Genomic DNA, 25,203 nt, shown 5'->3' on the forward strand with positions numbered 1-25,203 from the left:
CGGGTGGCCATTCCTTGTGGCGAACTACAGCGCGGCGCGCTCGCCGTCGCGCATCCGGATGCTGCCGATCCAGTCGACGTCGGCGCTCAGCGTGATCTCGCGATTGTCTTCGTCGGCGGCCATGACCTCGAAGGTGACCACCGGCGGGTTATCCCGGTCGATCTCCGGCAACACCACCCCGTTGGCGGCCAGGTCTTCGATCAGCTCCTCGGTAGAGGCCGTCCCGGGGCCGCCGCTGAAGCTCGGCCGCACGGAATTGATCTCGACCATGATTCGGCCGGGCTCGCGGTCCTGGACCAGTCCGCCGATGCGCAGGGCCAGCGTGACCGGTTCGCCGCGAAACTCCAGCGGCGGGTTGTCGAACTCGGTCATGTCGCGATGATCGGCGTTGAGCGAAAAACGGATGGTGCTCATGTCCAGGCTGGCGTCCGCAAACTCCAGCCCGGCCTCGAGCAGAGTGGCCTCGCCGCGCCATTCCATGCCGCGCATGCCGATATCGCCCAGGTAGAAGGCGTGACCATTGGTCGCGGCCGGTGCATCCTCGCCATTCGACTCGTCGACACCGCACCCGGTCAGCAACGGCAGCGCAAGCGGCAGGGCCAGCAGGATGGTTCTGAATTTCATGGCTTTTCTCCTTGGTTGTCGGGTGAATTCGAGGCGGCTTGCCCGGGAACAGACTGTCGCGGCGCTTGCCGCCAGCCCGGGGCTCCAGTACAGTTTTGTGTGACGGTCCTCAACTATAACGATTATTCCATTGACCGAATCCCTGTTTCGCCGCTGGTTGTCGCTCTGGCGCTCTGATCGTGAGCTGCATGGAACGGCACTTCAGCGCAGCCTGCGCCGTGAGCAGATGCTGGTGGCCAGTTTTGCCCGTCTCATGCCGGGCGTGCCGCTGTTGCCCGATCGCAGCGGCGAGGATGACTCGGTGCTCGGTCGGGCCGGGTTCGCCGGGCTTCAGGCCAGGCCCACGCGCATCGTTGCCTGTTCCAGTTCGGCCGTCTGCTACGTGGCGCTGCGTTTTCAGTATCACTCCTCGCCGGGCCGCTTCCGCATCTTCAATACCGGGCGCGTCCGGATCTACGCGCGCATCGAGGACCCACTGTACAGGCAGCGCCGGCGTCACGACGTCGCCGAAGTCCGACGCGATGCCGAGTTGCGCTCAGGCTACTTCGAGCGGGTCTTCATGCTGCTCAATGCCCACGGGCAGGGCAGCAGCGCCGTGGCCGACTGGATGGCGCAGTGGCTGCCGGACGGTGGCGAAGTGGCCGCGCGCGACTTGCAGGCCGCGGTGCAAAACTTCGATCACAGCATGACGCTCGATGGTCGGGCCGAGCGCTGTAATCGCGAGCCGTTCCGGCAGGCCATGCGCCATTTCGACTTCGAAGCCGGCACGCCACCATCGGGTCCGGTGTCGCTGCGGCTGTGTCTGCGCCCGCACCGCCAGCCCGACGGCCATTACCGTCAGTCGCTGCTGACCCTGTTTCTGGGCAATCGCCGCGGTCCGGCTTTTCGCGGACGCGATGGCCGGGTGCGATTCCTGCCGCCGGGCGACGCCTTTGAAGCCCGCTTCAACGCCCTGGCCGAATCCCGGGTGCGCGATCGCCTGATCAGCATCGGCAAGCCGTCATATCGCAAGACCGCCGAGCAGCGCATCTGGGGTGCCGGTGAGGAGTGCGCAGCCTGCTTTCACAACCTGGACCATTTCGTCATGCAGGGGCGGCGCTGGATGCTGGAGCGCATGGCCGATGGCATGCCGGCCATGCGCGGGCACCATCGCAACGTGGCGGTTTACCGCAGCGAGCGGCACCGGGTCGCGGTCAAGGCCGTGCCGTTCGAATCGGTCGGCGACCTGGTGCGACTGATCCAGGCGCATCAGTACGTGCACACCGTGCAGGCACCTGCGTTGCTGGACCGCGCGCGTCACGGCAAGGCCCTGGCACGCGACATCATTGCCGGTACCCTGACCGCGCTGCATGCCGAAAGGCCGGCCACTGACACACCGGACGCACCCTGGCCGGAGTATCCGCCGGCGCCGTCGCCGCGGCAGTTTCTGCGCCACCTCGGGCCGTTGCTGCACCAGGTGTGGGTCGACGACGAATACAAGCTCTTGCTGGCCGTGACCGACTGGAATGCCGACGGCATGCTGTCGGACTTCGACGCCCGGCGTCGCCTGGTCGAGGACTGCCCCCTGAGCTATCGCCTGCGCATGGCGGCCAACCTCATGCGCAACGGGCACCGGTTGCTGGCCGATGACGTCACCCATACCGATCTGAAACCGGAGAACATCCTCAACTGCCCCGGGCCGGCCTTTGCCGCCCAGCGCAAGGCGCGCGAGCAGGGCTGGGAGCGATTGTCCGATGCCGAGGTGCGGGCCATTGCCGAGGGTGAAGCGATGCTGGAGGGCGATCATTCCGGCATCTATTTCGGCCGCGAGGGCGGCGTCGACAACATCAAGCCCGGCGAGGGTCTGCCGACCTCCCTGGCTTATTCGAACTGGCGTTTCACCGGGCTGGGGCTGACCCGGGGGCTGCGCCCCACCCACCTGAAAGTGGCGCGGGACGACCGGCCGGGGCTGGACGCGCTGGTGCTGGAGCAGGATGTCGCCAACCGGGGCGCCACCGCCTGGGAAATCGTCTACGGCGGGCTGGAAGACTGCATCCCCTCTTCGCGGTGGCAGCAACGCCAGGCCGCCCGGGACACCGCGCAGATGCGCGTGGCGACCTGCCTGGACCAGGCCATTGCCTTGCGCCGCAGCGGGCGGAAAGATCCGGAAGTGATACAGTCGCTGGAACGGGCCATGTGCGACTGCGACCGGCGCCTGCTTGACCTGGTCAGTCTGCGTTCCGAATGCATCGAGCATAAGCGCTGTCTCAGCCCGCTGTTCCAGCAGGCGCGCGACAATCGCCATGGCCATGCCGTCTGGATCGATCCCCGTGTCATCGACATGCTCGACCATCTCGCCTGCGATACCCGCCACCCGGATCTCGACCGTCAGCGCGCCGCCAAGCTCTACCGCACCGCCGAAACCCTGTTTCGGGCCGAGGCCACGCGGCTGGAAACCGCCGACTACCAGACCGCCTGCATTCGCCGCCTAAAACTTGTGAGCTACATGAACAGCCGCCGCCTGCACTTCAACCCCGACAGCGGCCTGCTGGGGCTGGCCGACATCGAACAGCAACTGGCCCGGCTGAATGCGCTGGTCGAGTCCATGTCCGACCCGCGCCACGCCCTGGCCGGCTTCGCGGCCGCCTGGCAGCGAGCCCGGCAGTGGGGATTCAGTGTCATCGAAACGGTGGCGGAGCTTCGCGCCGAACAAGACGATGCCGATTCCGACTTCGTTGCCGATGCCGTTCCCGCGCCGGAGGCCCGTTCGGCCTTGCTGGAACTGGCACGCTCGACCCTGATGCGGGAGCATGCCCGCCAGCAACGCGAAGAGTCGCGGGAAGACGAACAGCGCATCCGTCCGCCCCATCTCGGCCTGCTCGAGCCACGCCGGCCACGGCTCTACCAGAAGCACGGCGAGACATGCCGGGGATACACGCTGGGGCAGGGAACGACAATGGCCGGGTCAGGCGTCAATCCGGATTCGGTGGAGGTCTGAACCGCTCGCCTGCCGCGACAGAATGGCCGATGTAAACGGGAAAATGGTGGAGCCGAGGGGAATCGAACCCCTGACCTCAGCAGTGCGATTGCTGCGCTCTCCCAACTGAGCTACGGCCCCACGAACCTCGGCAGACGCCGCCGCCTGGCAGCAGCGCATTCGGGCGGGTGGCATTATAGCGGTTTTGCCGGCGCGACAACAGTCTCCCGGTGTCACGCGCCGGCCTGGCGCGGCGGCGTTGTCAGGCTGTCGTTCCGGTGTGCGCGAGACGTCCGCGGGGAATTGCCGCGATTGAAATCACGCTGTGTCTATAATAATGTGATGTACTGCCGAAATGACTTTTGACAAGATGCCAAGGCGCCGATAGCATGAATATCCGTACCGCGCAAGTCCGAGGTCAGCGGCCGTGAAAAATCTGAGCAAGGGCATCGGTCTGATCGAACTGATGATCACCGTCGTGGTCCTGGTCGTGCTGGCCAACTTCGCCGTGCCCAACTTCATGCAGTTCATCCAGTCCAATCGCGTCACCGCAGAGGCCAATTCACTGGTCTCGGCACTCAACTTTGCCCGCTCCGAGGCCGTCAAGCGCGGTGAGGATGTGCGCCTGTGCGCATCCAGCGATGGTCTGACCTGCGGTGGCGACTGGGCCGATGGCTGGGTGGTTCGAGTCGGCAATGACATGCTGCGCCAGTGGGACGGGCTGCCGGACCGTTTCACGATCGTCTCGGACGACGACGATGAAATCGACTTTGATGCCATGGGCGCGGTAGCCGGCGCCACTGCGGGTAACTTCAGTTTCAGCCTGCATGTGCAGCCGGCCAACTGCAGCGCGGGGCAAACGCTGCGACGTACTGTCGATGTCTCCCACGTGGGGCGTGCCCAGGTAATGGTCGAGCCCTGTGAATGATGTGATGCCCATGATTGCGACCAGTCCAAGGATGATCGACAAGGAGTGCAGTGCAATGGTAGCGCCTGGCGCCGTCCCCCGTGCTCAGCGTGGCCTGACCCTGATCGAGGTACTGATTGCCGTGGTCGTGCTGGCGCTGGGTCTGCTGGCCGTGGCGGCCATGCAGTCCAATGCCCTGGTCAACAGCCACAGCGCCCACCATTACTCGCTCGCCACCACATTGGCCGGGGATGCGCTCGACCGGGTGCGCGCCGGCGACACGCCGGCCCAGGTCAACAGCTATTACACGAGCAACAGCTCCCGTTACAACGCACAATTCCCCGGTAGTGTCACCATCACTGTCAATGAACAGGGCAACCAGGCTGTCGCCACCGTGACCTGGTCGGACGATCGCATCACCGATAACGGCAGCGCGACCCAGGAAACGGTCACTCTGAGGAGTCGGCTATGAGGCAGACATTGTTCAACCGCCGTGCACGCGGCTTCTCGTTGATCGAACTGTTGATTGCGCTGATTCTCGGCCTGCTGGTTACTGGCGCGCTGGTGCAGTTGTTCCTGGCCAACCGGCTGACCTACAGCGTTTCCGACGGCCTGGTCCGGGCCCAGGAAAGTGCGCGCTATTCCATGGAACGCCTTAACCGCGATCTGCGCATGGCCGGCTCGGCACCCATGTGCAGTGGTGCGCCGGTCGAGCTCAATCTCATTATCGATACTTCAGGTGCTGACGGTGATGTTGCGGATATCGTGAATGCCGGCGGAATCATGCTGTTTGACTATACCAACACCGGAGCTGGCGATACTTATGCTTTTCCGGAGTATGGGCCCGGAAATAGCAACAATTGGGACCACTTCGATGGTAGCAGCCTGCCGCCTGCCCTGGCGGGGCGGGCGCTGGCCGGTACGGATGTCATCGCCCTGCGAACCATGGAGGCTGTGACCGGCATTACCGGTTGCACGGGGTCACCGCCCAACAACCCCAATGCCAGTGCTCTGAATGTGTGTCCAGATGATGACCCCGGCGGTAGTGTCGGTTCCGCCAATACCGGAGTCGACCAAGGAACTGTTGTAACCGCGGTTGACTGCACTGCTGGCGTCGGCGACATCTTTGTCAATAACAACAATGCCAACGCATCTGCCTTCAATCGGGGCCAGGGAAACAACCACACCGGCGTGCGCAATCGTAACGTCAATTGGAGCCATTCCTATCGCGAAAACACAGAGTTCTATCGTTCCGAGGTGATCTACTATTTTATCGGCCTGAGTGCCGGGTCCACGGCCGCCCGTCCGCGGCCGGCTCTGTTCCGGGTACGCAACTGCAACGCTGCGAATGCGGCGAATTGCGTTTTCGAGGAACTGGCCGAGGGCGTGGAAAACCTCCAGGTCTTTGTCCGTACCGAAGGCGACAACACCTTCCGTGACCCGCGCGACAACGCGATCGGCGACTGGAGCAATGTGGCCGCCGTCGAGCTGAACCTGGTGCTGGTCTCGCCCGAGGAAGTCGACAACAAGGATCTGGCCCAGACCATTGACCTTGGCAATGGTCTGAACGTGAACGTGGACGACCGGCGCATCCGGGTGGTCTATTCCAATACCGTGGCGGTGCGCAATCGCATCATCGTGCGCTGACGGCAGGAGCCCATGAACATGCAAAACCACCCCCAAGCAATTGTTGCACCGGCACGCGGACTGGCGCTGATCATGGCGCTGATCTTTCTGCTGATCCTGACCATACTGGGCCTGGGCGCCATGCAGAACACCGTGTTGCAGGAACGCATGGCCGGCAGTTACGCCGAGCGCAACCAGGCGCTGCAGATGGCCGAGCTGGCCGCGCGCACCGCCGAGCGCGATTTCCGCGCCGCCAAATGCGCGGGGCTGGACTATCCATTCGTCAGCCTGGAAGAGCGGCCGGCCGCTTGCCCGACCGCGCGCGCCTGCGGTGGCAGCGCCGTGGTGGCCGATGCCGACTGCATGGACGCACTGAGCTGGATTTCCGATTCCACCGGCGATGGCGAGGCCCGGTATGTGGCCCTGGAGCTGCCGCCGGATTGTGGACTCAAGGAGGGGGAAACCGAAAACCCGAACGAGGGTCCGGATGGCATGCCGGAATACTCATCGTCGCGGGACACCATCCTGGTGCTGGCCCATGGAATCGGCCCGGCCGGTACCGGCCAGGTAATCCTGCAGACGATGTATTTTGGTGGCGCCCTGGAAGGCATCGGGTCGGATGGCTGTTGAACATGTGGCAGACGGGAGTTACACAATGAAGCGAATCACACTGGCGGCTTTGACTGCGTTGCTAGCCTGGGGCGTGGGCGCCCCGACCCTTGCCGGCGTCAATATCGCCCCCAAACCCCTGGCCATGGCCACCGGCAAACCGCCCAATATCCTTCTGATCCCCGATACCTCGGAAAGCATGCAGGAGGACACGTCTGGAAGGCTGGCATTGGACCGAAGCGACCCCAAGTGCGTTCCGGGGCCGAATATGGATGCAGACCATTGCCCGGCAGGTGCGCGCTCACCGCTCAGCAAGGCGAGCATTGTCAAGGATGTCGGGCTGCTGCTGATCGACAACTATCGAGACAACGTCAATATGGGCCTGATGTCCTACCAGCAGCATCCCGCATCTCAGGACCGAGGTGATTTCAATTCCGGTGGCACGGTCCGCTGGCACCTGGTCGAGCGTGCGATTGACGTGCGCTTCAGCACTGACTCCAATCCATCCTGGTATCAGCCCAACCATAATCAAAGTTGGGATTCCGACATCAAGCGTTTTCGCACGCAGCACCCTTACGACGAAGATATCTATCTGTTCTTCAATGACGCCATTCCAGGTTATGCGTGGACACCAACCAACCAGCCCCTGGACCTGGATAACAATGTCACTGGCTTTTACTGCCGAACAGATCGCGACGGTGGGGGCCAGCAGTGGGACTGTCATTATGACCCGAGCTACGAGCATGATGAGGACTCGACCTACATGACGTCGTTTGGTGATTTGCGGGATTCGGGGGCGGTAGAGGATGATATACCCGGTATCGGTAGTGGGCTCTGGTTTGCTGACCGCAATCAGCGCTGGAATGTGTTTCTGGTAGACAGTCAGCGTCAGCGTGGCATCGACAGCTGGGGTCGTCGTGCCGTGTTTCTGCAAACCAATCAGAAGGAATGGAGAACGACCACCGCACCCGGCAAGGGTTATCTTCACGTGCCGATTCGCGGCAACACCGGTGATCCGGCGGTTGACGATGCTCACTGGGCGGCCCTGACAGCCAAACTGCAGCCCCAGCGCCACGACTGGAACCCGGACGCGATGACCGATCCGGCCTGGCCGCTGATCGCGGCCGGCCTGACCCCGCTGGAAGGCACCATGCAGACCGCGCGCGACTACTTTGAGGAGGCGGGAAGCGGCACCTCGAACACCTTCGGGCCGGACCAGGGCTGGAACGATGACCTGCCCGACTTGCCGGAATCTTGCGATGTCAATGCCGCGGTCTGGATTACCGACGGTTTGCCATCGGTTGCGGCCGACGGTACCGGCCTGGGTGACGATCCGCCGGGAGCGCTGGACGATGCTGCCGATGCCATCGAAGACTTCCATAATGTCACCGGCGCCGATGTCCATATTGTCGGTTTTGCCCTGCCGGCCGGCGTGGAAGACATCCCCAAAATGCCTGATGACCCGCTGGACAGGCTGGCTGCAGCCGGTGGCACGGAAAAGGCCCTGATGGCCGAGGATGAGCAGGGTCTGATCGAAGCGATGAACGAGATCTTCCAGCAGATCATCGCCGATGCTCGTTCCGAGTTCAGCAGCCTGAACTCCGGGGCCGTGATGCGTCTGGACAGCATTGGATTCCGTACTCTGGCCGACCCGGAAGACTGGACCGGTGACGTGGTTGGCGAGCGCAATCCGGACGGTTCGGCGACGGAGATCTGGCGGGCCAGCGAGGAGATGCCGGCTTGGGAGGATCGTGGCCTCATAACCAGTAATGGTGATTTCGAACCCGGAAATGCCGACCTGCTCGCCGAAATGATCGAGATTCTCGGCGGTGACGACAGTGATCAGGATGATGTCGATCAGGCGATCGACATCATCAATTACGTGCGCGGCGATGCTTCAAATGAGCAGCGCAACAATGGCAACTTCCAGGATCGATCCAGCCTGATCGGCGCCGTGGTCGGCAGCGAACCGGCCCTGCAGCGCCCCATCAACCACGGCTGGGACCGTGTTGAAGAACTCAGGGAAAGCTACCAGTCGCACGTGAGCAGCAAGAGCGGCCGGCGCAACGTGGTCTACGTCGGCAGCAACGCCGGCGTCGTGCATGCCATCGATGCCGAATCCGGCAATGAAATCTGGGGCTATGTGCCGCGCGCCGTCTGGCCGCGCCTGCCCGAGTTGGCCGATCCGGGCACCGATTTCGTCTACACCGTCGATGGCAGCATGAGGGTTGTCGACGCTTACTGGGATGGTGGCTGGAAGACGGTTCTGCTGGGCGGTCTCGGTGCCGGTGGCAAGGGCCTGTTTGCCATTGACGTGACCAATCCGAACAACCCCACTGTCCTGTGGGAAGTGACGCCGGAGGATCTCGGTGGTGACGGAGACGATCTGGGCTTTACCTTCGCCGCCCCGGGGATTGCCCGTATCGATGATGGCAGTGACACCGGGGAGTTCGTGGTTGTAGCCGGCAATGGCTATGGCTCGGAGAACAATGACTCGCGCCTTCTCGTTTTCGATGAAAGTGGCAACCTGACGGAGAATATTGCCGCAGGAACCGGCAGCAGTGGCAATCCCAATGGTCTGTCCACGGCCCGCATTGCAATGGATCGGCCGGATGAACATTACAGCCGCTGGGTTTACGCCGGCGACCTCCACGGCTCATTGTGGCGCTTTGATCTGAACAGTCCTTCGAGCAGTGCCGACGAGATCCATTCAACCAGCGGGCCGATCACGGCCGCGCCGCAGACCAGCTACCCGCCGTTTGGCAACGGCTTCGTGGTGAGCTTCGGCACCGGCAAGTTCTTCGAGACCGGTGACAACTCGACCACTGACAACCAGCGTTTCTATGTGATCTATGACCTCGATCCGGAAAACGGCACCCCGGGCGGCGATCTGACAAGCCGCAGTTTCGGTGGTAGTAACACGGGCGAGCGCGAGGACATCGATCTCGAGGATTACGACGGCTGGTTTGTTGAGTTTTCCGGTGGCGAACGCGTGCTGACACAGCCGCGCGTGGTCCAGGACATGGTGCTGTTCAGCACCTATCAGCCTATCGAAGACCCCTGCGCCGTCGGCGGTATCAATGCCGGCTACCTGCTGCGCGTGGGTAGCGCCGAGGGTGCTTTTGGTGATGACTACACCGGCCGCATCGGCGACATCGAAGGCGCGCCGGCCGGCGTCGGCTTTACCGTGCGCGAACGGCCCCTGCTCGACAGCGATGGCGACCCGGTTACTGATCCGGATACCGGCGAGGTCATTGCCGATGGGGTGGACGTGGCCATTCGCATCGGTGATCACGAAGAGGTTCTCGAAGGCACGGCCGGATGGGCCGAGGATCTTGCCGAAGGTCGTCGCCAGAACTGGATGCAGGTACGCTAGCCCGTATATCCCGGGCCGGACCCCAATCGGGTCCGGCCCGGACAGACCTCAACCCGGCGGCATGTCGCTGCCGAATTCCGCGCGGAACCGTTCGAGGAGCTGTTCGGCCTGGAAATCGTGGTGTTGTGGCCCGTTGTGGGAGATCTTCAGCGCCCCCAGCAGGGATCCCAGCCGACAGGCGTCGACCGGATCCCAGTCGCGTTCCAGCCCGTAGAGCAGGCCGGCCCGGTAGGCGTCGCCGCAGCCGGTGGGGTCGACCACCCGTTCCGGTTTGACCGCCGGAATGGTTGCTTCGCTGCCATTGTGCCAGAGTTGTGAGCCTTCGCCGCCATGCGTGACGATCAGGCCGCCGGGCAGTCGCCGGGTCACGTCTTCGCGGCTCCAGCCGGTCTTTTCCTTGAGCAGTTCCCACTCGTAGGAATTGACGGTCAGCCAGTCGGCATGGTCGACCATGCGTCTGAGTTCGTCGGCATCGAACATCGGCAGGCCCTGGCCGGGATCGAAGACATGCGGAATGCCGGCGGCGTGAAACTGCTCGGAATGATCCAGCATGGCCTGCTTGCCGTCCGGCGAGACGATGCCGAAGCGCACGCCGGCATTGGTGGGTACGGCCTGGCAGTGGTTCTCGCTCATGGCGCCGGGGTGGAAGGCCGTGATCTGGTTGTCGTCGATGTCGGTGGTGATGTAGGCCTGGGCGGTCCAGTGGTTGCCCAGTACGCGCACGTAGTCCTGGCAGATGCCCAGTCGGTCGAGGTGGCGCGCGTAGTCGTCGAAATCCGGGCCCACCGTGGCCATGGGCAGCGGTTCGCCGCCGAGCTTCTTCAGGCTGTAGGCGATGTTGCCCGCGCAGCCGCCGAAGTTGCGGTGCAGCTCCGGCACCAGGAAGGCCACGTTGAGCATGTGGGTCTTGTCGGGCAGGATATGATCGCGAAAACGCTCGGGAAAGACCATGATGTTGTCGTAGGCCATGGAGCCGCAGATCAGTACGGACATGAAGCACTCCTGACGAATAAAGGGTGAGAGTCAGTGCGCGATTGTACCGAAACCCCGCAGATCAGCCGGATTTGCAATTTCAGGGTCGATTGCTGTTGCCGGATCGAGGCACCGTTGCTAAATTAGTCGGTCTTTTGCAACCTCGAACGGGTTATCCCTCTCTTATCATGTTCAAACGCTTGCGCGGTATCTTTTCCAACGACCTGTCCATCGATCTGGGCACGGCCAATACCCTCATTTTCGTGCGCGGTCAGGGCATCGTGCTCAACGAACCCTCGGTGGTGGCCGTGCGCATGGAGCGTGGCCCCGGCGGGCCGCAGAACGTGGCCGCGGTCGGTGCCGAGGCCAAGCAGATGCTGGGCCGCACGCCGGGCAATATCCGCACCACCCGGCCGCTGAAGGATGGCGTGATCGCCGATTTCAACATGACCGAGCAGATGCTGCAGCACTTCATCAAGAAGGTGCATTCCTCGCGCTTTCTGCGTCCCAGCCCGCGCGTGCTGGTTTGCGTGCCCTGTTCCTCGACCCAGGTCGAGCGCCGCGCGATCAAGGAGTCGGCCGAGGGCGCCGGTGCACGCGAAGTGTTTTTGATCGAGGAACCCATGGCTGCGGCCATCGGTGCCGGTATTCCCATTCACGAGGCGCGTGGCTCGATGGTGCTCGATATTGGTGGCGGCACCACGGAAGTGGCCGTGCTCAGTCTCAATGGCATCGTGTATTCCAACTCGGTGCGCGTGGGCGGCGATCACTTCGACGAGGCCATCATCAACTACGTGCGCCGCTCCTACGGCACCCTGATCGGAGAATCCACGGCCGAGCGCATCAAGGTCGACATCGGCTGCGCCCATCAGCTCGACGAGACAAAGGAAATCCAGATTTCCGGGCGCAACCTGGCCGAGGGCGTGCCCAAGATGATCACGCTCAACAACAACGAGGTGCTCGAGGCGCTCAACGAGGCCCTGGCCAGCATTGTCGGCGCGGTCAAGACCGCCCTGGAGCAGACCCCGCCGGAGCTGTGCGCCGACGTGGCCGAAACCGGCATTGTGCTCACCGGTGGCGGCGCCCTGCTGCGCGGCCTGGACAAGCTGCTGATGGAAGAGACCGGGCTGCCGGTCATCATTGCCGACGATCCGCTCACCTGCGTGGCCCGCGGTGGTGGCCGCGCACTCGAAATGATGGATGAAAACAAGGGCGATTTCTTCTTTGCCAGCTGATCTGCCGTGCCAGTGCAGGGGCCGGGGCGGCAAGTGAACCAGCCGCTCGGCACCTGGGGCACGGTTGCCGCCAGTGACCTGGCCGCCCGAACGGCCAGGCTGATGATCTACTGCCTGTTGGCCATCATCCTGATGGTGCTGGATTATCGCGGCGGCTATGTTGCCGATATCAGAAATCGCGCCACCGCCGTGGTCGAACCTGTGTTGCTTGCCATCGAGGCGCCGTTTGCCTTCGGTCGCCGCCTGGGCGAGGAGCTGCGCACGCGCCACGAACTGCAGGACCGTGTGGCGCTGCTGGAACAGCAGGTGCGCGATCAGAGCGCCGAGCTGATCATGCTCGAAGAACTCGATCGCGAGAATGCCGAGTTGCGGCAATTGCTGGATGCCACCGGGCGGGTTCAGCTGGCCTATCGCGCGGCGGAGTTGATGAATGTCGACCTCAATCCCTACTCGCACCGCGTCATGATCAATCGCGGACGCCGCGATGGACTGGAGCGCGGGCAGCCGGTCATCGATGGTGAGGGGGTGCTCGGCCAGGTCGACCGCCTGGCCCGCAACTCCGCCCAGGTGATCCTGATTTCCGATCCGGACCATGCCCTGCCGGTCAGGGTGCGCCGCACCGACTTGCGTACGGTGGCCTATGGCACCGGGCAGATCAACTCGCTGCGCCTGACCGACCTGCCCATGAATGTCGATCTCGTGCCCGGCGACGTGCTGATCACCTCAGGGCTGGGCGGGGTCTTTCCGCCGGGCTTGCCGGTGGCCGAAATTCGCGATGTCACGCGCCGTTCCGGCGAGCCGTTCGCCCGTGCCGATGCCCGGCCGCTGGGCCGGCTGGACCGCGCCCGGCATGTGCTGGTGGTGGCCATGGCCGAGCCCGACGCGGAGCCTGCTGAATCAGTGGATGACGCCGGCACAACGACAGACGAGGCCGACGCCGAAATCGACACCGAAGCCGATATCGAAGCCGACAGCCCAGACGATGTGGGCGGGGAGGATCAGCCATGAGCCGTCCCAATTCCACTTCGTATGTCCTCTGGCTGTCGCTGCTGGCAGCCCTGGTACTGACCCTGATGCCGCTGCCCGAAGCGGTGGCCCCGGCCCGACCCTACTGGGTCGCGCTGGTGCTGATCTACTGGAACCTGGAAGCCGGTCGGCTGCGTCAGTTAGGCCAGGCTTTCATCCTCGGGCTGCTGCTCGATCTGCTGACCGGCAGTCTGCTGGGTCAGCATGCGCTCAGCCTGCTCGTGATCAGCTATCTGACCGAGCGTTTCCGCAATCGCCTGCGCTTTTTCCCGCCGTGGCAACAGGCGGCCGCGGTGATGGCCCTGCTGTTCAATGACCGCATCGTGCAGTTGTGGATCGTCGGCCTGACCGACGATGCCTGGCCGTCCGTGGCCTGGTGGCTGGCGCCGCTGGTCGGGCTTGTGGTCTGGCCATGGCTGTTCCTGCTGCTCGACCGGCTGCGTCAGTTCGAACGCCGACAGCGCATATGATCGACCGGCAACACAGCGGCACGCTTGGCAACGAGCGCGAGGAACTGGCGCTGATCCAGCGTCGCTTCCGCTTCGTGGTGACCGTGATGCTGGCGATCTTCCTGGTGCTGGGCTGGCGCTTCGGCACCCTGCAACTGGGCGAGCATGAACGCTACGCGGCGCGCGCCGACGAAAACCGTATCCGGCTCAATGCCGTCGCGCCCAATCGCGGCCTGATTCTCGATCGCAATGGCCGCGTGCTGGCCGAGAACCGTCCGGCCTATCGGCTGGCCATCGTGCCCGAGCGGACCGAGGGCCTGGAAGAGACGGTCGAGCGACTGTCGGAGCTGGTCACCATCAGCGCCGAGGAGCAGCGCCGCTTCCAGCGCCAGCGCATGCGCCAGCGCCGCTTCGAATCGGTCACCCTCAAGAGCAACCTCAGCGACGAAGAGGTCGCGCGACTGGCGGTGCATCGTCACCAGATCCCCGGTGTCGAGATCGAACCCTACCTGACCCGCCATTACCCCCATGGCGAGCTGTTGTCGCACGTGGTGGGCTATGTCGGGCGCATCGACGAGCGCGACCTGCGCCGGCTGGGGCGCGAGCAGTACCGTGCCACCAGCCATGTGGGCAAGACCGGCATCGAGCGCCACTACGAACACCTGCTGCACGGCCAGCCGGGGCTGGAGCGGGTCGAGACCAATGCCCAGGGGCGCGTGCTGCGCGTGATCGAGCGCCAGGACCCGGTCCCGGGCGAGGACCTGCAGCTCACGCTGGACCTGCAGTTGCAGGACGCCGCGCACGAGGCCCTGGGCGACTATGCCGGGGCGGTGGTGGTGCTGGATGTTCACAACGGCGAGGTGCTGGCCCTGGTCAGCAAGCCCGGTTTCGACCCCAACCTGTTCGTGCATGGCATCAGCCAGTTCGACTACTCCAGCCTGTTGCACCATCACCAGCGCCCGCTGTTCAACCGCTTTCTGGCCGGCGGCTACGAGCCGGGATCCACCATCAAGCCGTTCATCGCCCTGGCCGGGTTGGAAACCGGCGCCATCACCCCTCAAACCCGGGTGTTCTCTCGCGGGTGGTTCCAGTTGCCCGGCCACAGCCGGCGTTACCGCGACTGGCGGCGCGGCGGTCATGGCTGGGTCGACCTGGAGCTGGCCCTGGCCGAGTCGGTGAACGTTTATTTCTACCAGTTGGCCGTCGACCTGGGCATCGACCGCATATCGCGCGAACTGGCACTGTTCGGCCTGGGACGTGCCACCGGCCTGGATCTGCCGGGAGAACTCACCGGTGTCCTGCCCACGCGTAGCTGGAAGCGCGCCACCTTCGGTGAGCCCTGGTATCCCGGCGAGACGGTGATTACCGGTATCGGTCAGGGCTTTACCGTGGTCACCCCCATGCAACTGGCCCACGCCACGGCGGCGCTGGCCGGGCGCGGCCAGACCGCGCCCCCCTGGCTGGTCGTGCCGACCGAACCGACGCGCATGGTCGAGCATGCCGATGCCGACTGGGCGGCCGTTTTTTCCGGCCTGGAGGCCGTGGTGCACGGGCCGTCCGGCACGGCCCGGGCTATCGCCGCCGACGTGCCAGTGCGGCTGGCCGGTAAAACCGGCACTTCCCAGGTCTTCGGCCGACCCGGTGAAGCCGAGGGCGTGGATGAGCGCGAGCAGGATGAGCTGCCCGAGCACCTGCGCAATCACGCGCTGTTTACTGCTTTTGCCCCGTTCGATGACCCGCAGATCGCGGTCGTGGTGGTGGCCGAACACGGCGGTGGCGGAGCCCGCGTGGCGGCCCCGGCGGCCGGAAAGGTCATCAAGGCCGCCGCCGAGCTGGGGCTCATGGACAAGGGAGAGGCACCGTGAGCCCGTTGCTGGCCGATCGAACGGGATCCCTGATGCCACAGTGGCGTCTGGACCCATGGCTGATGGGTATGCTCCTGGTCCTGATGGGGTTCGGCATGCTGGTGTTGTACTCGGCCGGCGAACAGCAGATCGGCCTGGTCTGGCGTCAGGCGGTGCGCCTGGGCATGGGCCTGGTCATCCTGGTGGTGCTGGCGCACGTGCCGCCGCGGCTGCTGCGACTGTGGGCGCCGTGGCTGTTTCTCGCCACCCTGCTCACGCTGGTGGCCGTGCTGCTGTTCGGCGTTGGCCGGGGAGCACAGCGCTGGCTGGACCTGGGCGTGATCCGTTTCCAGCCCTCCGAGGCGATGAAGCTGGCACTGCCCTTGATGCTGGCGCTGCTGTTCTACCGTCGCAGCCTGCCGCCGAACTGGTCCACCCTGTTCATGGCCGCGGCACTGATTGCCCTGCCGGTGGCCCTTATCGTGATGCAGCCCGACCTGGGCACGTCCGTGCTCATCGGCGCCAGCGGCGTGTGCATGCTGTTCCTGGCCGGCCTGCGCTGGCGCCTGATTCTGCTCATGCTGCTGGGCCTGGCCGCCATCGCCCCGGTGCTCTGGCTGCAGTTGCACCAGTACCAGCGCCATCGCATCCTGACTTTTCTCAGCCCGGAATCCGACCCCCTGGGGCAGGGCTGGAACATCATTCAGTCGAAGATCGCGGTCGGCTCGGGCGGTCTGACCGGCAAGGGCTGGCTGGCCGGCAGCCAGTCCCACCTGGAATTCCTGCCCGAGCCCCACACCGATTTCATCTTCTCCGTGCTGGCCGAAGAGTTCGGTTTTGTCGGCGTACTGGTCATGCTGGCGCTGTATGCCGGCATTGTCGGGCGCGGCATGTATCTGGCCAGCCAGTGCCGTGACAGTTTCGGCCGCCTGCTGGCCGGCAGCCTGGTGTTCATGTTCTTCCTGTATGTGGCCGTGAACGTCGGGATGATTTCGGGCCTGTTGCCGGTGGTTGGTGTGCCGCTGCCGCTGGTCAGCTACGGGGGGACATCGGCGGTGACGTTGCTGGCGGCGTTCGGGATTGTGATGGGGCTTTATAGTCGGCGGCGGTTTATGGGGTGAGGGGGCTTTGAGTGTTAAGTGTTAAGTGTGAAGTGTGAAGTGTTTGGGGGTGGTTTAAGGGGTAGAATTCGGGGTTGGGGGTGGGTGGAAACCTTTGCTTGTTGGGGGTTTCTATATTGACTGATGTCTGGCTATCGAGATGAGATGCTGATGCGTTTGCTGATTGGATTGCTGTTGTCTGTTTCTGTTGCGGCCCAGGCCGATGATGTTCATCCAGGTGCCGAAGCCTTTGTCGAGATGGCCGTGAGCGAGCATGGGCTGGATGCCGACGAGGTGTGGGCCGTGCTGGCCGAGGCGCGGTATCAGCAGTCGATCATCGATGCCATGACGCGGCCGGCCGAGGCGCGGCCCTGGTATCAGTACCGACCGATTTTTCTGACCGAAACGCGCATTGACGCGGGCGCGGAGTTCTGGCGCGCCAATCGCGATCTGCTCGAAGAGGTTTCCGAGCGTTTCGGCGTGCCGGTGGAGATCATTGTCTCCATCGTCGGCGTGGAAACCAACTACGGGGTCAATACCGGCAGTTTCCGGGTCATCGATGCGCTGGCCACGCTGGGCTTCTACTACCCCCGGCGCGCGGCCTTCTTTTCCCGCGAGCTGGCCCAGTTCCTGCGCCTGGCCCATGAAGAAAACCTGCCGGTCAACGAGGTGCGGGGGTCGTACGCCGGCGCCATGGGGATCGGCCAGTTCATCCCGTCGAGCTACCGCGCCTATGCCGTGGATTTCGACGGCAGTGGTTCGCGGGATCTGTGGCGTTCGCTGCCCGACGCACTCGGCTCGGTGGCCAATTACCTGGCCGAACATGACTGGGACCCGGATGGCCTGACGGTGTTGCCGGTCAATGGCGTGCCCGATGACCTGGACTTCGAGTTCAATCCGCGCCTGGCCACCAGCCTGGAAGAGCTGGCCGGGCAGGGCATCGATTTCGACCGCGATGGCCTCTCGCCCGACACGCCGGCCACGCTGGTCGAACTCGAGACCGAGAACGGCCGGGAGTACTGGGTGGGGCTGAACAATTTCTACGTCATCACCCGCTACAACCGCTCGCCGCTGTATGCCATGGCAGTCATCCAGCTGGCCGAAGCCATCCGGGAGCGCAAACAGTGATGCGTACTGCACTGCCGCTCATTGCCGTGGCGGTGCTGCTGGCCGGTTGCGGGCGCGAGGTCCGCATGCCCGGGCCCGAGGTCGACGGGGCCCCGGACGATCAGCTTGATCCGGCCCTGATCGAGACACCCCAGCCGCGCCCCGAGCCCCCCAGCGCCTACGGCAATCACAGTCCCTACGAGGTCTTCGGCCAGACCTATCACGTCCGCTCCACTGCCGAGGGCTACGCCGAACGCGGCATTGCCTCGTGGTACGGCACCAAGTTTCATGGTCGCCCGACCTCGTCGGGCGAGCCCTACGACATGTACCGCATGACCGCGGCGCATCGCAGTCTGCCCCTGCCGACCTGGGCCGAGGTGACCCGGCTCGATACCGGCAAGACCATTATCGTACGCATCAACGACCGCGGCCCGTTCCATCCCGATCGCATCATCGACCTGTCCTGGGCGGCGGCGGTCAAGCTCGACATGGTCGACAAGGGCACGGCGCCGGTGAAGGTGCGCGCGATTACCTTTGACGAGGATCAGGGCGTGACGCCGCGACCGGCCCGAGTGCCGGTATTTGTCCAGGTGGGCGCCTTTTCCGACCAGGATCGCGCCCGCGGCATGGCCGAACGGCTTGAAAACGCCGGCCTGGGACCCATACACACCGAAACGGCACGCAATGCCGGCGGGCCTATCTGGCGCGTTCGGGTCGGCCCGATCGACCAGGTCGAGCGTGCCCGATCCCTGATCGAACGGGTCACCGAACTGGGCTTCGGTCCGGCACAATATGTCTATCCCTGAGACCGAGACTCACAATCGTCCAATCGACATGATTTCCCATTTCTCCCTGATCAAGATCATCGCGCTGACCCTGGTGCTGTCGGCCGCCCCGGCCCTGGCCCAGTCGCCGGTACCGTCACCGCCGTCCGTGGGTGCGACCAGTTACGTGCTGGTCGACTATCACAGCAACCAGACCATCGCCGAGCGTGAACCCGATGCCCGGGTCGAGCCGGCCAGCATCACCAAGCTGATGACCTCCTACCTGGTGTTTTCCGAGATTCGTGACGGCAACCTGTCGCTGGATGACGAAGTGGTCATTTCCGAGTATGCCTGGCGCATGCCCGGCTCGCGGATGTTTGTCGAGGTCGGCAATCGCGTCGGTATCGAGGAGTTGCTCAAGGGTGTCATCATCCAGTCGGGCAACGACGCCAGCGTGGCGCTGGCCGAGCATGTCGGCGGTTCCGAGGAGGTCTTTGCCGGCATGATGAACGATGCCGCCGCCCGCCTGGGCATGACCGGCACCAACTACACCAATGCCACCGGTCTGCCAGACCCCGACCAGTACACCACGGCACGCGACATTGCCATTCTGGCCGCCGCCCTGATCCGGGAATTTCCGGATTTCTATTCCTGGTACTCGGAGCGTGAATACACTTTCAACGGCATTCGCCAGCACAACCGCAACCGCTTGTTGTGGCGCGACCCCTCGGTTGACGGCCTCAAGACCGGGCATACCTCCAGTGCCGGCTACTGCCTGGTGACCTCGGCCAGCCGCGACGGCATGCGCCTGATCAGCGTGGTCATGGGCACCGACAGCGAGGACGCCCGTGCCACGGCCAGCCAGTCGCTGCTCAACTACGGTTTCCGCTTCTTCGAGACCTACCAGCTCTACGAGGCCGGAGACAAACTCAGCAGCGAGCGCATCTGGCGGGGGCGTGACAACAAGATCGATCTGGGCATCGAGGACGAGTTGTTCGTGACCATTCCGCGCAGTCGTTACGAGGCGCTCGAAGCGCGCCTGGAAATGGACGATACGCTGACTGCTCCGGTCAGCGCGGGCAGCGAGCTGGGCCGGCTGGTGATCAGCCTGGATGGCGAGTCGGTGGCCGAGCGGCCGCTGGTGGCGCTGACCGACATCGAGGAGGCCGGCTTCTTCGGCCGCGCCACCGACAGCGTGCGGTTGTGGCTGGGCGGATTGTTCGGAGGCGATTGACGGCTGCACATGGTCGAGCACGACGACGGTCCGCTTGAGTTTCCCTGCCGCTGGCCGGTCAAGGCCATGGTGCGCAGCGGCGAGGATGTCATGGCCGAGGTGCTGCGCGCCATTGGGCGCCATGCCGAACTTCCGGATGAAAAGGATGTTCGCGTGCGTCCTAGCCGCCATGGTCGTTTCGAAAGCATTACCGTGACCATCGAGGTCCGATCACGCTCTCACCTGGAGTCGGTGTATTCCGAAGTTCGGGACGTGCCGGCGGTGGTGATGACGCTTTGAATGCGGGGCGGGAGACGGAAGATGGGAGACGGTAGACGGATGATGGGGCATTGATAATGGTTACATCCTGCCAATCAGCCAAGGGTTCAGCCCGGGAACTCCTGGTTCGCCACCTGGGTCGTCAGCCCTACGAGACGGTCTGGGCGGCGATGCGCGATTTCACCGACGAGCGTGATGAGTCCACGGCCGACGAGTTGTGGCTGGTCGAGCATGATCCGGTGTTTACCCAGGGGTTGGCCGGCAAGCCCGAGCATCTGATCAATCCGGGCAATATCCCGGTGGTCCAGACCGATCGCGGCGGGCAGGTGACCTATCACGGTCCGGGCCAGGTCGTGGCCTACCCGCTGCTCGACCTGGAGCGGCTCGGCGTGGGTGTGCGCTGCCTGGTCGATCGCCTCGAGCAGGCCGTTATCGACGTGCTGGCCGGCCACGCGGTGGTCGGCACCCGCAAGGATGGCGCTCCCGGAGTGTTCGTCGACGCCGCCAAGATTGCCTCCATCGGCCTCAAGGTTCGGCGCGGACGCACGTATCACGGCCTGGCCTTCAACGTTGATATGGATCTCACCCCCTTTTCCTGGATCAATCCCTGTGGATTTGCCGGGTTGGAGATGACGCAGGTAAGTGCCCACGTCCCCGAAGCGCAGTGGCAGGACATGGCCGACAAGCTGGTGAAGGCACTGGCGCCCCTGATGGGTTACCATCGAACCGACATACAGGACACGATGCCGGAGAAGCTTCGAACTGAAGCCGTCGTATCCGGTCATAGCTGACATGAAAACGAACCTGATCCGCTTCTCGCTTCTTGCAGTGCTGGCGCTGGTTTCCGTCCCGGCGCTGATGGGACTCTACACGCCCACCTCGGCGCCGGCGGCGATTACCGAGTCGTCGCCCGATGCGCTGGCGGCCGAGCCGCATCACGAGCATGCCAGCCGGCTGGCATCGCGGTTTCTGACCAGCTACCACTACCACCGGCAGGATCTCGACGATGACATGTCGTCGCGCATCTTCGATCAGTACCTGCGCCAGCTCGATCCCAACCGCTCGTTCTTCACGGCCTCCGATGTCGATGACATGGAGCGCTACCGCGACTACCTGTCCGATGCGATCCGCCAGGCCGATCTCGACCCGGCCTACGACATGTTCAACCTCTACGCACGCCGGGTCGACGAGCGCACCGACCACGCCCTCGCGCTGCTCAAGAAGGGTTTCGACTTCGATATCGAGGAAGAATACCGCTTCGACCGGCGCGAGGCCGACTGGGCAGCCGATCGTGAGTCGCTAGACGAGATCTGGCGTAAGCGGGTCAAGAACGACTGGCTGCGCCTGCGCCTGGCCGACCAGGACGACGAGAGCATTGTGGAAACCCTGACCGAACGCTACGAAGGCCTGCAGCGTCGCGTCCACGAGCTCAACAGCGAAGACGTGTTTTCGCTGTTCATGAACGCCTTTACCCGCTCGGTCGAGCCGCATTCGGCCTACATGTCGCCGCGGCGCTCGGAGGATTTTGAAATCTCCATGCGGCTGTCACTCGACGGCATCGGCGCCATGCTCCAGCGCGAAACCGAGTACACCACGGTCATGGAGGTTGTGCCGGGTGGTCCGGCCGACCTGGATGGCCGCCTGCAGCCGGGTGATCGCATCATTGCCGTCGGCCAGGGCGAGGATGGCGACATGGTCGATGTGGTCGGCTGGCGCCTGGACCATGTGGTCGACCTGATCCGCGGTGAGCGCGACACCGTCGTGCGGCTGGAAGTGTTGCCGGCCGAGACCGGTCTGGGGGGTCCGTCGACCGAACTCGAGATCACCCGCAACGAGGTCAAGCTCGAAGAGCAGGCCGCCAGCAAGGAAGTCATCGAGGTGCCGGTGGGTGACGAGACCCGTCGGATTGGCATCGTGCGCGTGCCGGTGTTCTATGTCGACTTCCAGGGCCGGGCCCGCAACGAACCCAATTACCGGTCGAGCACGCGTGATGTGCGTCGCCTGATCAACGAACTCAAGTCCGACGGTATTGACGGCCTGGTGGTCGATCTGCGCGGCAACGGCGGTGGTGCCCTGGTCGAGGCCACCACCATGACCGGGCTGTTCATCGATACCGGTCCGGTGGTTCAGGTCCGTGATTCCCGTGGCCGGGTCAGCCTGGAAGAGGACCGCGAGCCGGGCATGGCCTGGGAAGGGCCGCTGGGTGTGCTGGTTGATCGGCGCAGCGCCTCGGCCTCGGAAATCTTTGCCGCCGCCATCCAGGACTATGGGCGCGGCGTCGTCATCGGCGAGCCTACCTTCGGCAAGGGCACGGTGCAGAACCTGATCGATCTCGACAACATGTCGCGCGGCGAGGACGACAAGATGGGCCAGATCAAGCTGACCATGGCCCAGTTCTATCGCATTGCCGGCGGTTCCACCCAGGCCAAGGGCGTGGTGCCTGATTTTGTCCTGCCGTCGCCGGGAGATCCCGAGGACTGGGGCGAAAGCGCGCTGGATTTCGCCATGCCCTGGGGCGAAATCGATGCAACGGACTTCAAACCCTATGCAGACCTCTCAGGCCTGATCGACTTGGCTCGCCACCGTCACGAAGAGCGCGTCAAGACCGATGACAAGTTTGCCGACCTGATGGCCGAACTTGCCGAGTGGGAAGAGCAGCGTGACCGTGAGACGGTGTCGTTGCACGAGCCGACCCGTCGCAAGGAAGTCGAGGCCGCCGAGGAGCGACGCGCATCGCGCCATGCCCGCGGCACGCCCGACCTGGAAGAGGGGCTGCTCGAAGGCGTGGCTGCGGTGGACGATGACGAGGATGATGAGGATGACGACGACGAGGCACCGGACCTGTTCCTGACCGAATCGGCCCGCATCCTGTCCGATCTGATCGACTACGATCGCGACACGCACCTGCTGGCCCACAGCGAGGCGGCACCCTCCGGCATCGACGTCGACTGACCGGGCCCGGCGTGGGTTCCGCCCCGCTCGCGGCCCGCGTGGTCGTGCCGGTACCGCTGCCGCGGCCCTTTGATTACCTACCGCCGTCCGGGCAGACCCTGCCGCCGGTGGGCAGTCGGGTGCTGGTGCCTTTCGGCAAGCGCGAATGCGTTGGCCTGGTCGTCGACCACCAGGCCCCGACCCATGCCAGCGATCGGCTCAAGCCGATCAGCCAGGTGCTCGATCCGGCTCTGGTTTCTCCCCAACTGCTTGAACTGGCGCTCTGGTGCTGCCGCTACTACGGGGCGGCACCCGGAGAGGCGGTCAATCTTCTGCTGCCCGGGGCACTCCGACGAATCCGGGGTTTTCGCCCGCCGCCACTGCCATTCCTGGCACTGACCGAAGCCGGCCGGTCGGCCGGGCTGGAGCGTGCGCCGCGTCAGGCCGAAGTGCGTGAATCGCTGATAGACGGGGCACGGCCACGACAGGAACTGATCGAGCAGGGCATCGGCAGCGAGGTGTTGCGGCGCATGCATCAAGCTGGTCTGCTGCAGGAGATGGACCGGGCCGAGCTGCCAGCGCCGGAACCCGGCCCGACCCTCAACGCCCAGCAGCGCCATGCCGTGGCCGCCGTGCTGGCCGCCCGCCATCGCTTCGAATGCCTGCTGCTGGCAGGGATCACCGGCAGCGGCAAGACCGAGGTCTACCTGCGCGCCGCTCGCCGCATGCTCGCGCGCGACCGCCAGGTGCTGATCCTGATTCCGGAAATCGGACTGACCGCGCAACTGGTCCGGCGTATCGAGTCGCGCCTGGGCGCTCCGGCCCGCGTCTATCACTCGGGCCTGAGCGAAGGCGAACGGCTGGCCTGCTGGCGGGCCGCTCATGATGGTTCGGCCCGCGTGATTGTCGGTACCCGCTCGGCGGTGTTCCTGCCGCTGGTGCGGCCCGGCCTGATCGTGGTCGACGAGGAGCATGATGGCTCCTACAAGCAGGCCGAGGGCGCCCGCTACCACGGCCGTGACGTGGCGGTGATGCGCGCACGCCGGCTGGGTATACCCATTGTGCTGGGCTCGGCTACACCATCGCTGGAAAGCCTGCACAACGAATATCAGGGCCGCTACCGCCTGCTCGAACTGAGCGAGCGCGCCGGTACGGCACGGCTGCCGCGCTGGCGCGTTACCGATGCCCGCGGCCGGGGCGGTGGGCTGGACCCGGAATTGGTCACGGCCATCCGGCGCCATCTCGATACCGGCGGCCAGGTGCTGGTTTATCGCAATCGACGCGGCTATGCTCCAGTGCTGATGTGCGCCGAGTGCGGCTGGTCGGCCGACTGCCATCGCTGCGATGCCCACATGACCTGGCATCAGTCCGCCGCCAGCTTGCAATGCCATCATTGCGGCCACTACCAGCGAACCCCGCCGCGCTGTCCCGAGTGCGGCTCACCGGAACTGCTGGCGCTGGGGGCGGGCACCGAGCGGTTGGAAGATCAATTTCGGCAGGCTTTTTCGGATGTGCCGGTGCACCGGGTCGATCGCGACAGCATGAGCGGCCGCCACGATTTCGACGAGCTGCTCGCCAGCGTGCGCGAGGGCCAGCCCTGCATTCTGGTCGGCACGCAGATGCTGGCCAAGGGCCACCACCTGCCGGGGGTAACCTTGGCGGCCGTGCTCGATGTCGACCAGGCCCTGTTCAGCGCCGACTTCCGGGCTCCGGAACGCCTGGGCCAGGTGGTCTGCCAGGTGGCCGGGCGCGCCGGTCGTGGTGAGCGCGAAGGCGAGTTTCTGCTCCTGACCCGTCACCCGGAGCACCCTCTGGTCACCGACCTGGCCCGGGGCCACTACCTGGGCTTTGCGCGCCGCCTGCTCGACGAGCGCTGCGCCGCCCAGCTACCGCCGGCCACGGCGCTGGCCCTGCTGCGTGCCGAAGCCCACCAGGTCGATGCGCCCCGCGCCTTCCTCAAGCAGGCCGCGGGGCTGCTGCGCTCAGCGCATATCGAAATCATCGGCCCCTTGCCGGCCATCATGACCCGGCGCGGCGGCTACTGGCGTTTCCAGCTCTGGTTGCAGGCTGACGACCGGGCCCGGCTCTCGGCGCACCTGGGAAGACACTACGAAGGCCTGCACGAACTGCCGGCCAGCCGCCAGGTGCGCTGGCACCTGGACATGGACGCCCTGGAGCTGTAGCG

The 25,203-nt window shown here is 64.6% G+C and carries 20 protein-coding genes and 1 tRNA gene; 18 read left to right on the forward strand and 3 right to left on the reverse strand.

From position 1 onward, the window contains the following. Window positions 1-24: 24 nt before the first annotated feature. A complete protein-coding gene (locus IC757_RS01040) occupies window positions 25-624 on the reverse strand; it encodes a hypothetical protein (protein ID WP_190975564.1) in 600 nt (199 codons plus the stop codon). Window positions 625-754: 130 nt separating this feature from the next. Here IC757_RS01040 and IC757_RS01045 point away from each other — a divergent pair, with 130 nt between their 5' ends. Next, a complete protein-coding gene (locus IC757_RS01045) occupies window positions 755-3,601 on the forward strand; it encodes a hypothetical protein (RefSeq protein ID WP_190975565.1) in 2,847 nt (948 codons plus the stop codon). Window positions 3,602-3,645: 44 nt separating this feature from the next. Here IC757_RS01045 and IC757_RS01050 read toward each other — a convergent pair. Continuing rightward, window positions 3,646-3,721, reverse strand: a tRNA-Ala gene (locus tag IC757_RS01050). 286 nt (window positions 3,722-4,007) lie between these two features. Here IC757_RS01050 and IC757_RS01055 point away from each other — a divergent pair. The 5 genes from IC757_RS01055 to IC757_RS01075 are packed head-to-tail and all read left to right on the forward strand — an operon-like array spanning window position 4,008 to window position 10,098. After that, window positions 4,008-4,508, forward strand: coding sequence for a GspH/FimT family pseudopilin (locus IC757_RS01055; RefSeq protein ID WP_190975566.1), 501 nt, complete (start codon window positions 4,008-4,010; stop codon window positions 4,506-4,508). A 10-nt stretch (window positions 4,509-4,518) separates the two neighbouring features. Continuing rightward, on the forward strand, window positions 4,519-4,959 hold the full coding sequence (gene pilV / locus IC757_RS01060; protein WP_190975567.1) for a type IV pilus modification protein PilV: 441 nt from the start codon (window positions 4,519-4,521) through the stop codon (window positions 4,957-4,959). Beyond that, window positions 4,956-6,134: a PilW family protein gene (locus IC757_RS01065; protein ID WP_190975568.1), complete on the forward strand. Its 1,179-nt coding sequence runs from the start codon at window positions 4,956-4,958 to the stop codon at window positions 6,132-6,134. Before pilV ends, IC757_RS01065 begins: the two co-directional genes overlap by 4 nt. A gap of 18 nt (window positions 6,135-6,152) precedes the next feature. After that, window positions 6,153-6,743 (forward strand): PilX N-terminal domain-containing pilus assembly protein, encoded by a 591-nt coding sequence (locus IC757_RS01070; RefSeq protein WP_190975569.1) that lies wholly within the window; start codon window positions 6,153-6,155, stop codon window positions 6,741-6,743. Between the two features lie 25 nt (window positions 6,744-6,768). Then, a complete protein-coding gene (locus IC757_RS01075; RefSeq protein WP_190975570.1) occupies window positions 6,769-10,098 on the forward strand; it encodes a pilus assembly protein in 3,330 nt (1,109 codons plus the stop codon). 48 nt (window positions 10,099-10,146) lie between these two features. On the opposite strand, the gene IC757_RS01080 is transcribed toward IC757_RS01075, so the two are convergent. Next, on the reverse strand, window positions 10,147-11,091 hold the full coding sequence (locus IC757_RS01080) for a carbohydrate kinase family protein (RefSeq protein WP_190975571.1): 945 nt from the start codon (window positions 11,089-11,091) through the stop codon (window positions 10,147-10,149). Between the two features lie 167 nt (window positions 11,092-11,258). On the opposite strand from IC757_RS01080, the gene IC757_RS01085 reads away from it, so the two are divergent. The 12 genes from IC757_RS01085 (at window position 11,259) to IC757_RS01140 (ending at window position 25,201) form a co-directional block, all read left to right on the forward strand. After that, a complete protein-coding gene (locus IC757_RS01085) occupies window positions 11,259-12,305 on the forward strand; it encodes a rod shape-determining protein (protein WP_190975572.1) in 1,047 nt (348 codons plus the stop codon). A gap of 33 nt (window positions 12,306-12,338) precedes the next feature. Further along, entirely contained in the window at window positions 12,339-13,313 is a 975-nt protein-coding gene (gene mreC / locus IC757_RS01090; RefSeq protein WP_190975573.1) for a rod shape-determining protein MreC, read from the forward strand. Then, on the forward strand, window positions 13,310-13,801 hold the full coding sequence (mreD, locus tag IC757_RS01095; RefSeq protein ID WP_190975574.1) for a rod shape-determining protein MreD: 492 nt from the start codon (window positions 13,310-13,312) through the stop codon (window positions 13,799-13,801). The genes mreC and mreD overlap by 4 nt, the downstream gene beginning before the upstream one ends. Then, complete coding sequence (gene mrdA, locus IC757_RS01100; protein WP_190975575.1) at window positions 13,798-15,645, forward strand: penicillin-binding protein 2; 1,848 nt, start codon at window positions 13,798-13,800, stop codon at window positions 15,643-15,645. The genes mreD and mrdA overlap by 4 nt, the downstream gene beginning before the upstream one ends. Beyond that, on the forward strand, window positions 15,642-16,745 hold the full coding sequence (gene rodA, locus IC757_RS01105) for a rod shape-determining protein RodA (protein WP_223846198.1): 1,104 nt from the start codon (window positions 15,642-15,644) through the stop codon (window positions 16,743-16,745). The genes mrdA and rodA overlap by 4 nt, the downstream gene beginning before the upstream one ends. Window positions 16,746-16,895: 150 nt before the next feature. Next, the gene (gene mltB, locus IC757_RS01110; protein WP_190975576.1) at window positions 16,896-17,852 is read left to right on the forward strand and encodes a lytic murein transglycosylase B; all 957 of its coding nucleotides are present in this window, start codon (window positions 16,896-16,898) and stop codon (window positions 17,850-17,852) included. Then, window positions 17,852-18,637, forward strand: coding sequence for a septal ring lytic transglycosylase RlpA family protein (locus IC757_RS16905; protein WP_190976891.1), 786 nt, complete (start codon window positions 17,852-17,854; stop codon window positions 18,635-18,637). The genes mltB and IC757_RS16905 overlap by 1 nt, the downstream gene beginning before the upstream one ends. 28 nt (window positions 18,638-18,665) lie before the next feature. Then, entirely contained in the window at window positions 18,666-19,829 is a 1,164-nt protein-coding gene (locus IC757_RS01120) for a D-alanyl-D-alanine carboxypeptidase family protein (RefSeq protein WP_190975577.1), read from the forward strand. Window positions 19,830-19,838: 9 nt separating this feature from the next. Then, window positions 19,839-20,108 (forward strand): YbeD family protein, encoded by a 270-nt coding sequence (locus IC757_RS01125; RefSeq protein WP_190975578.1) that lies wholly within the window; start codon window positions 19,839-19,841, stop codon window positions 20,106-20,108. A gap of 56 nt (window positions 20,109-20,164) precedes the next feature. Next, window positions 20,165-20,878 (forward strand): lipoyl(octanoyl) transferase LipB, encoded by a 714-nt coding sequence (gene lipB / locus IC757_RS01130; protein ID WP_190975579.1) that lies wholly within the window; start codon window positions 20,165-20,167, stop codon window positions 20,876-20,878. A 1-nt stretch (window position 20,879) separates the two neighbouring features. After that, window positions 20,880-23,039 (forward strand): carboxy terminal-processing peptidase, encoded by a 2,160-nt coding sequence (locus IC757_RS01135; RefSeq protein ID WP_190975580.1) that lies wholly within the window; start codon window positions 20,880-20,882, stop codon window positions 23,037-23,039. 11 nt (window positions 23,040-23,050) lie between these two features. Further along, window positions 23,051-25,201: a primosomal protein N' gene (locus IC757_RS01140; RefSeq protein WP_190975581.1), complete on the forward strand. Its 2,151-nt coding sequence runs from the start codon at window positions 23,051-23,053 to the stop codon at window positions 25,199-25,201. Window positions 25,202-25,203 lie beyond the last annotated feature (2 nt).

It is taken from the genome of Wenzhouxiangella sp. AB-CW3, assembly GCF_014725735.1.
Lineage (GTDB): Bacteria > Pseudomonadota > Gammaproteobacteria > Xanthomonadales > Wenzhouxiangellaceae > Wenzhouxiangella.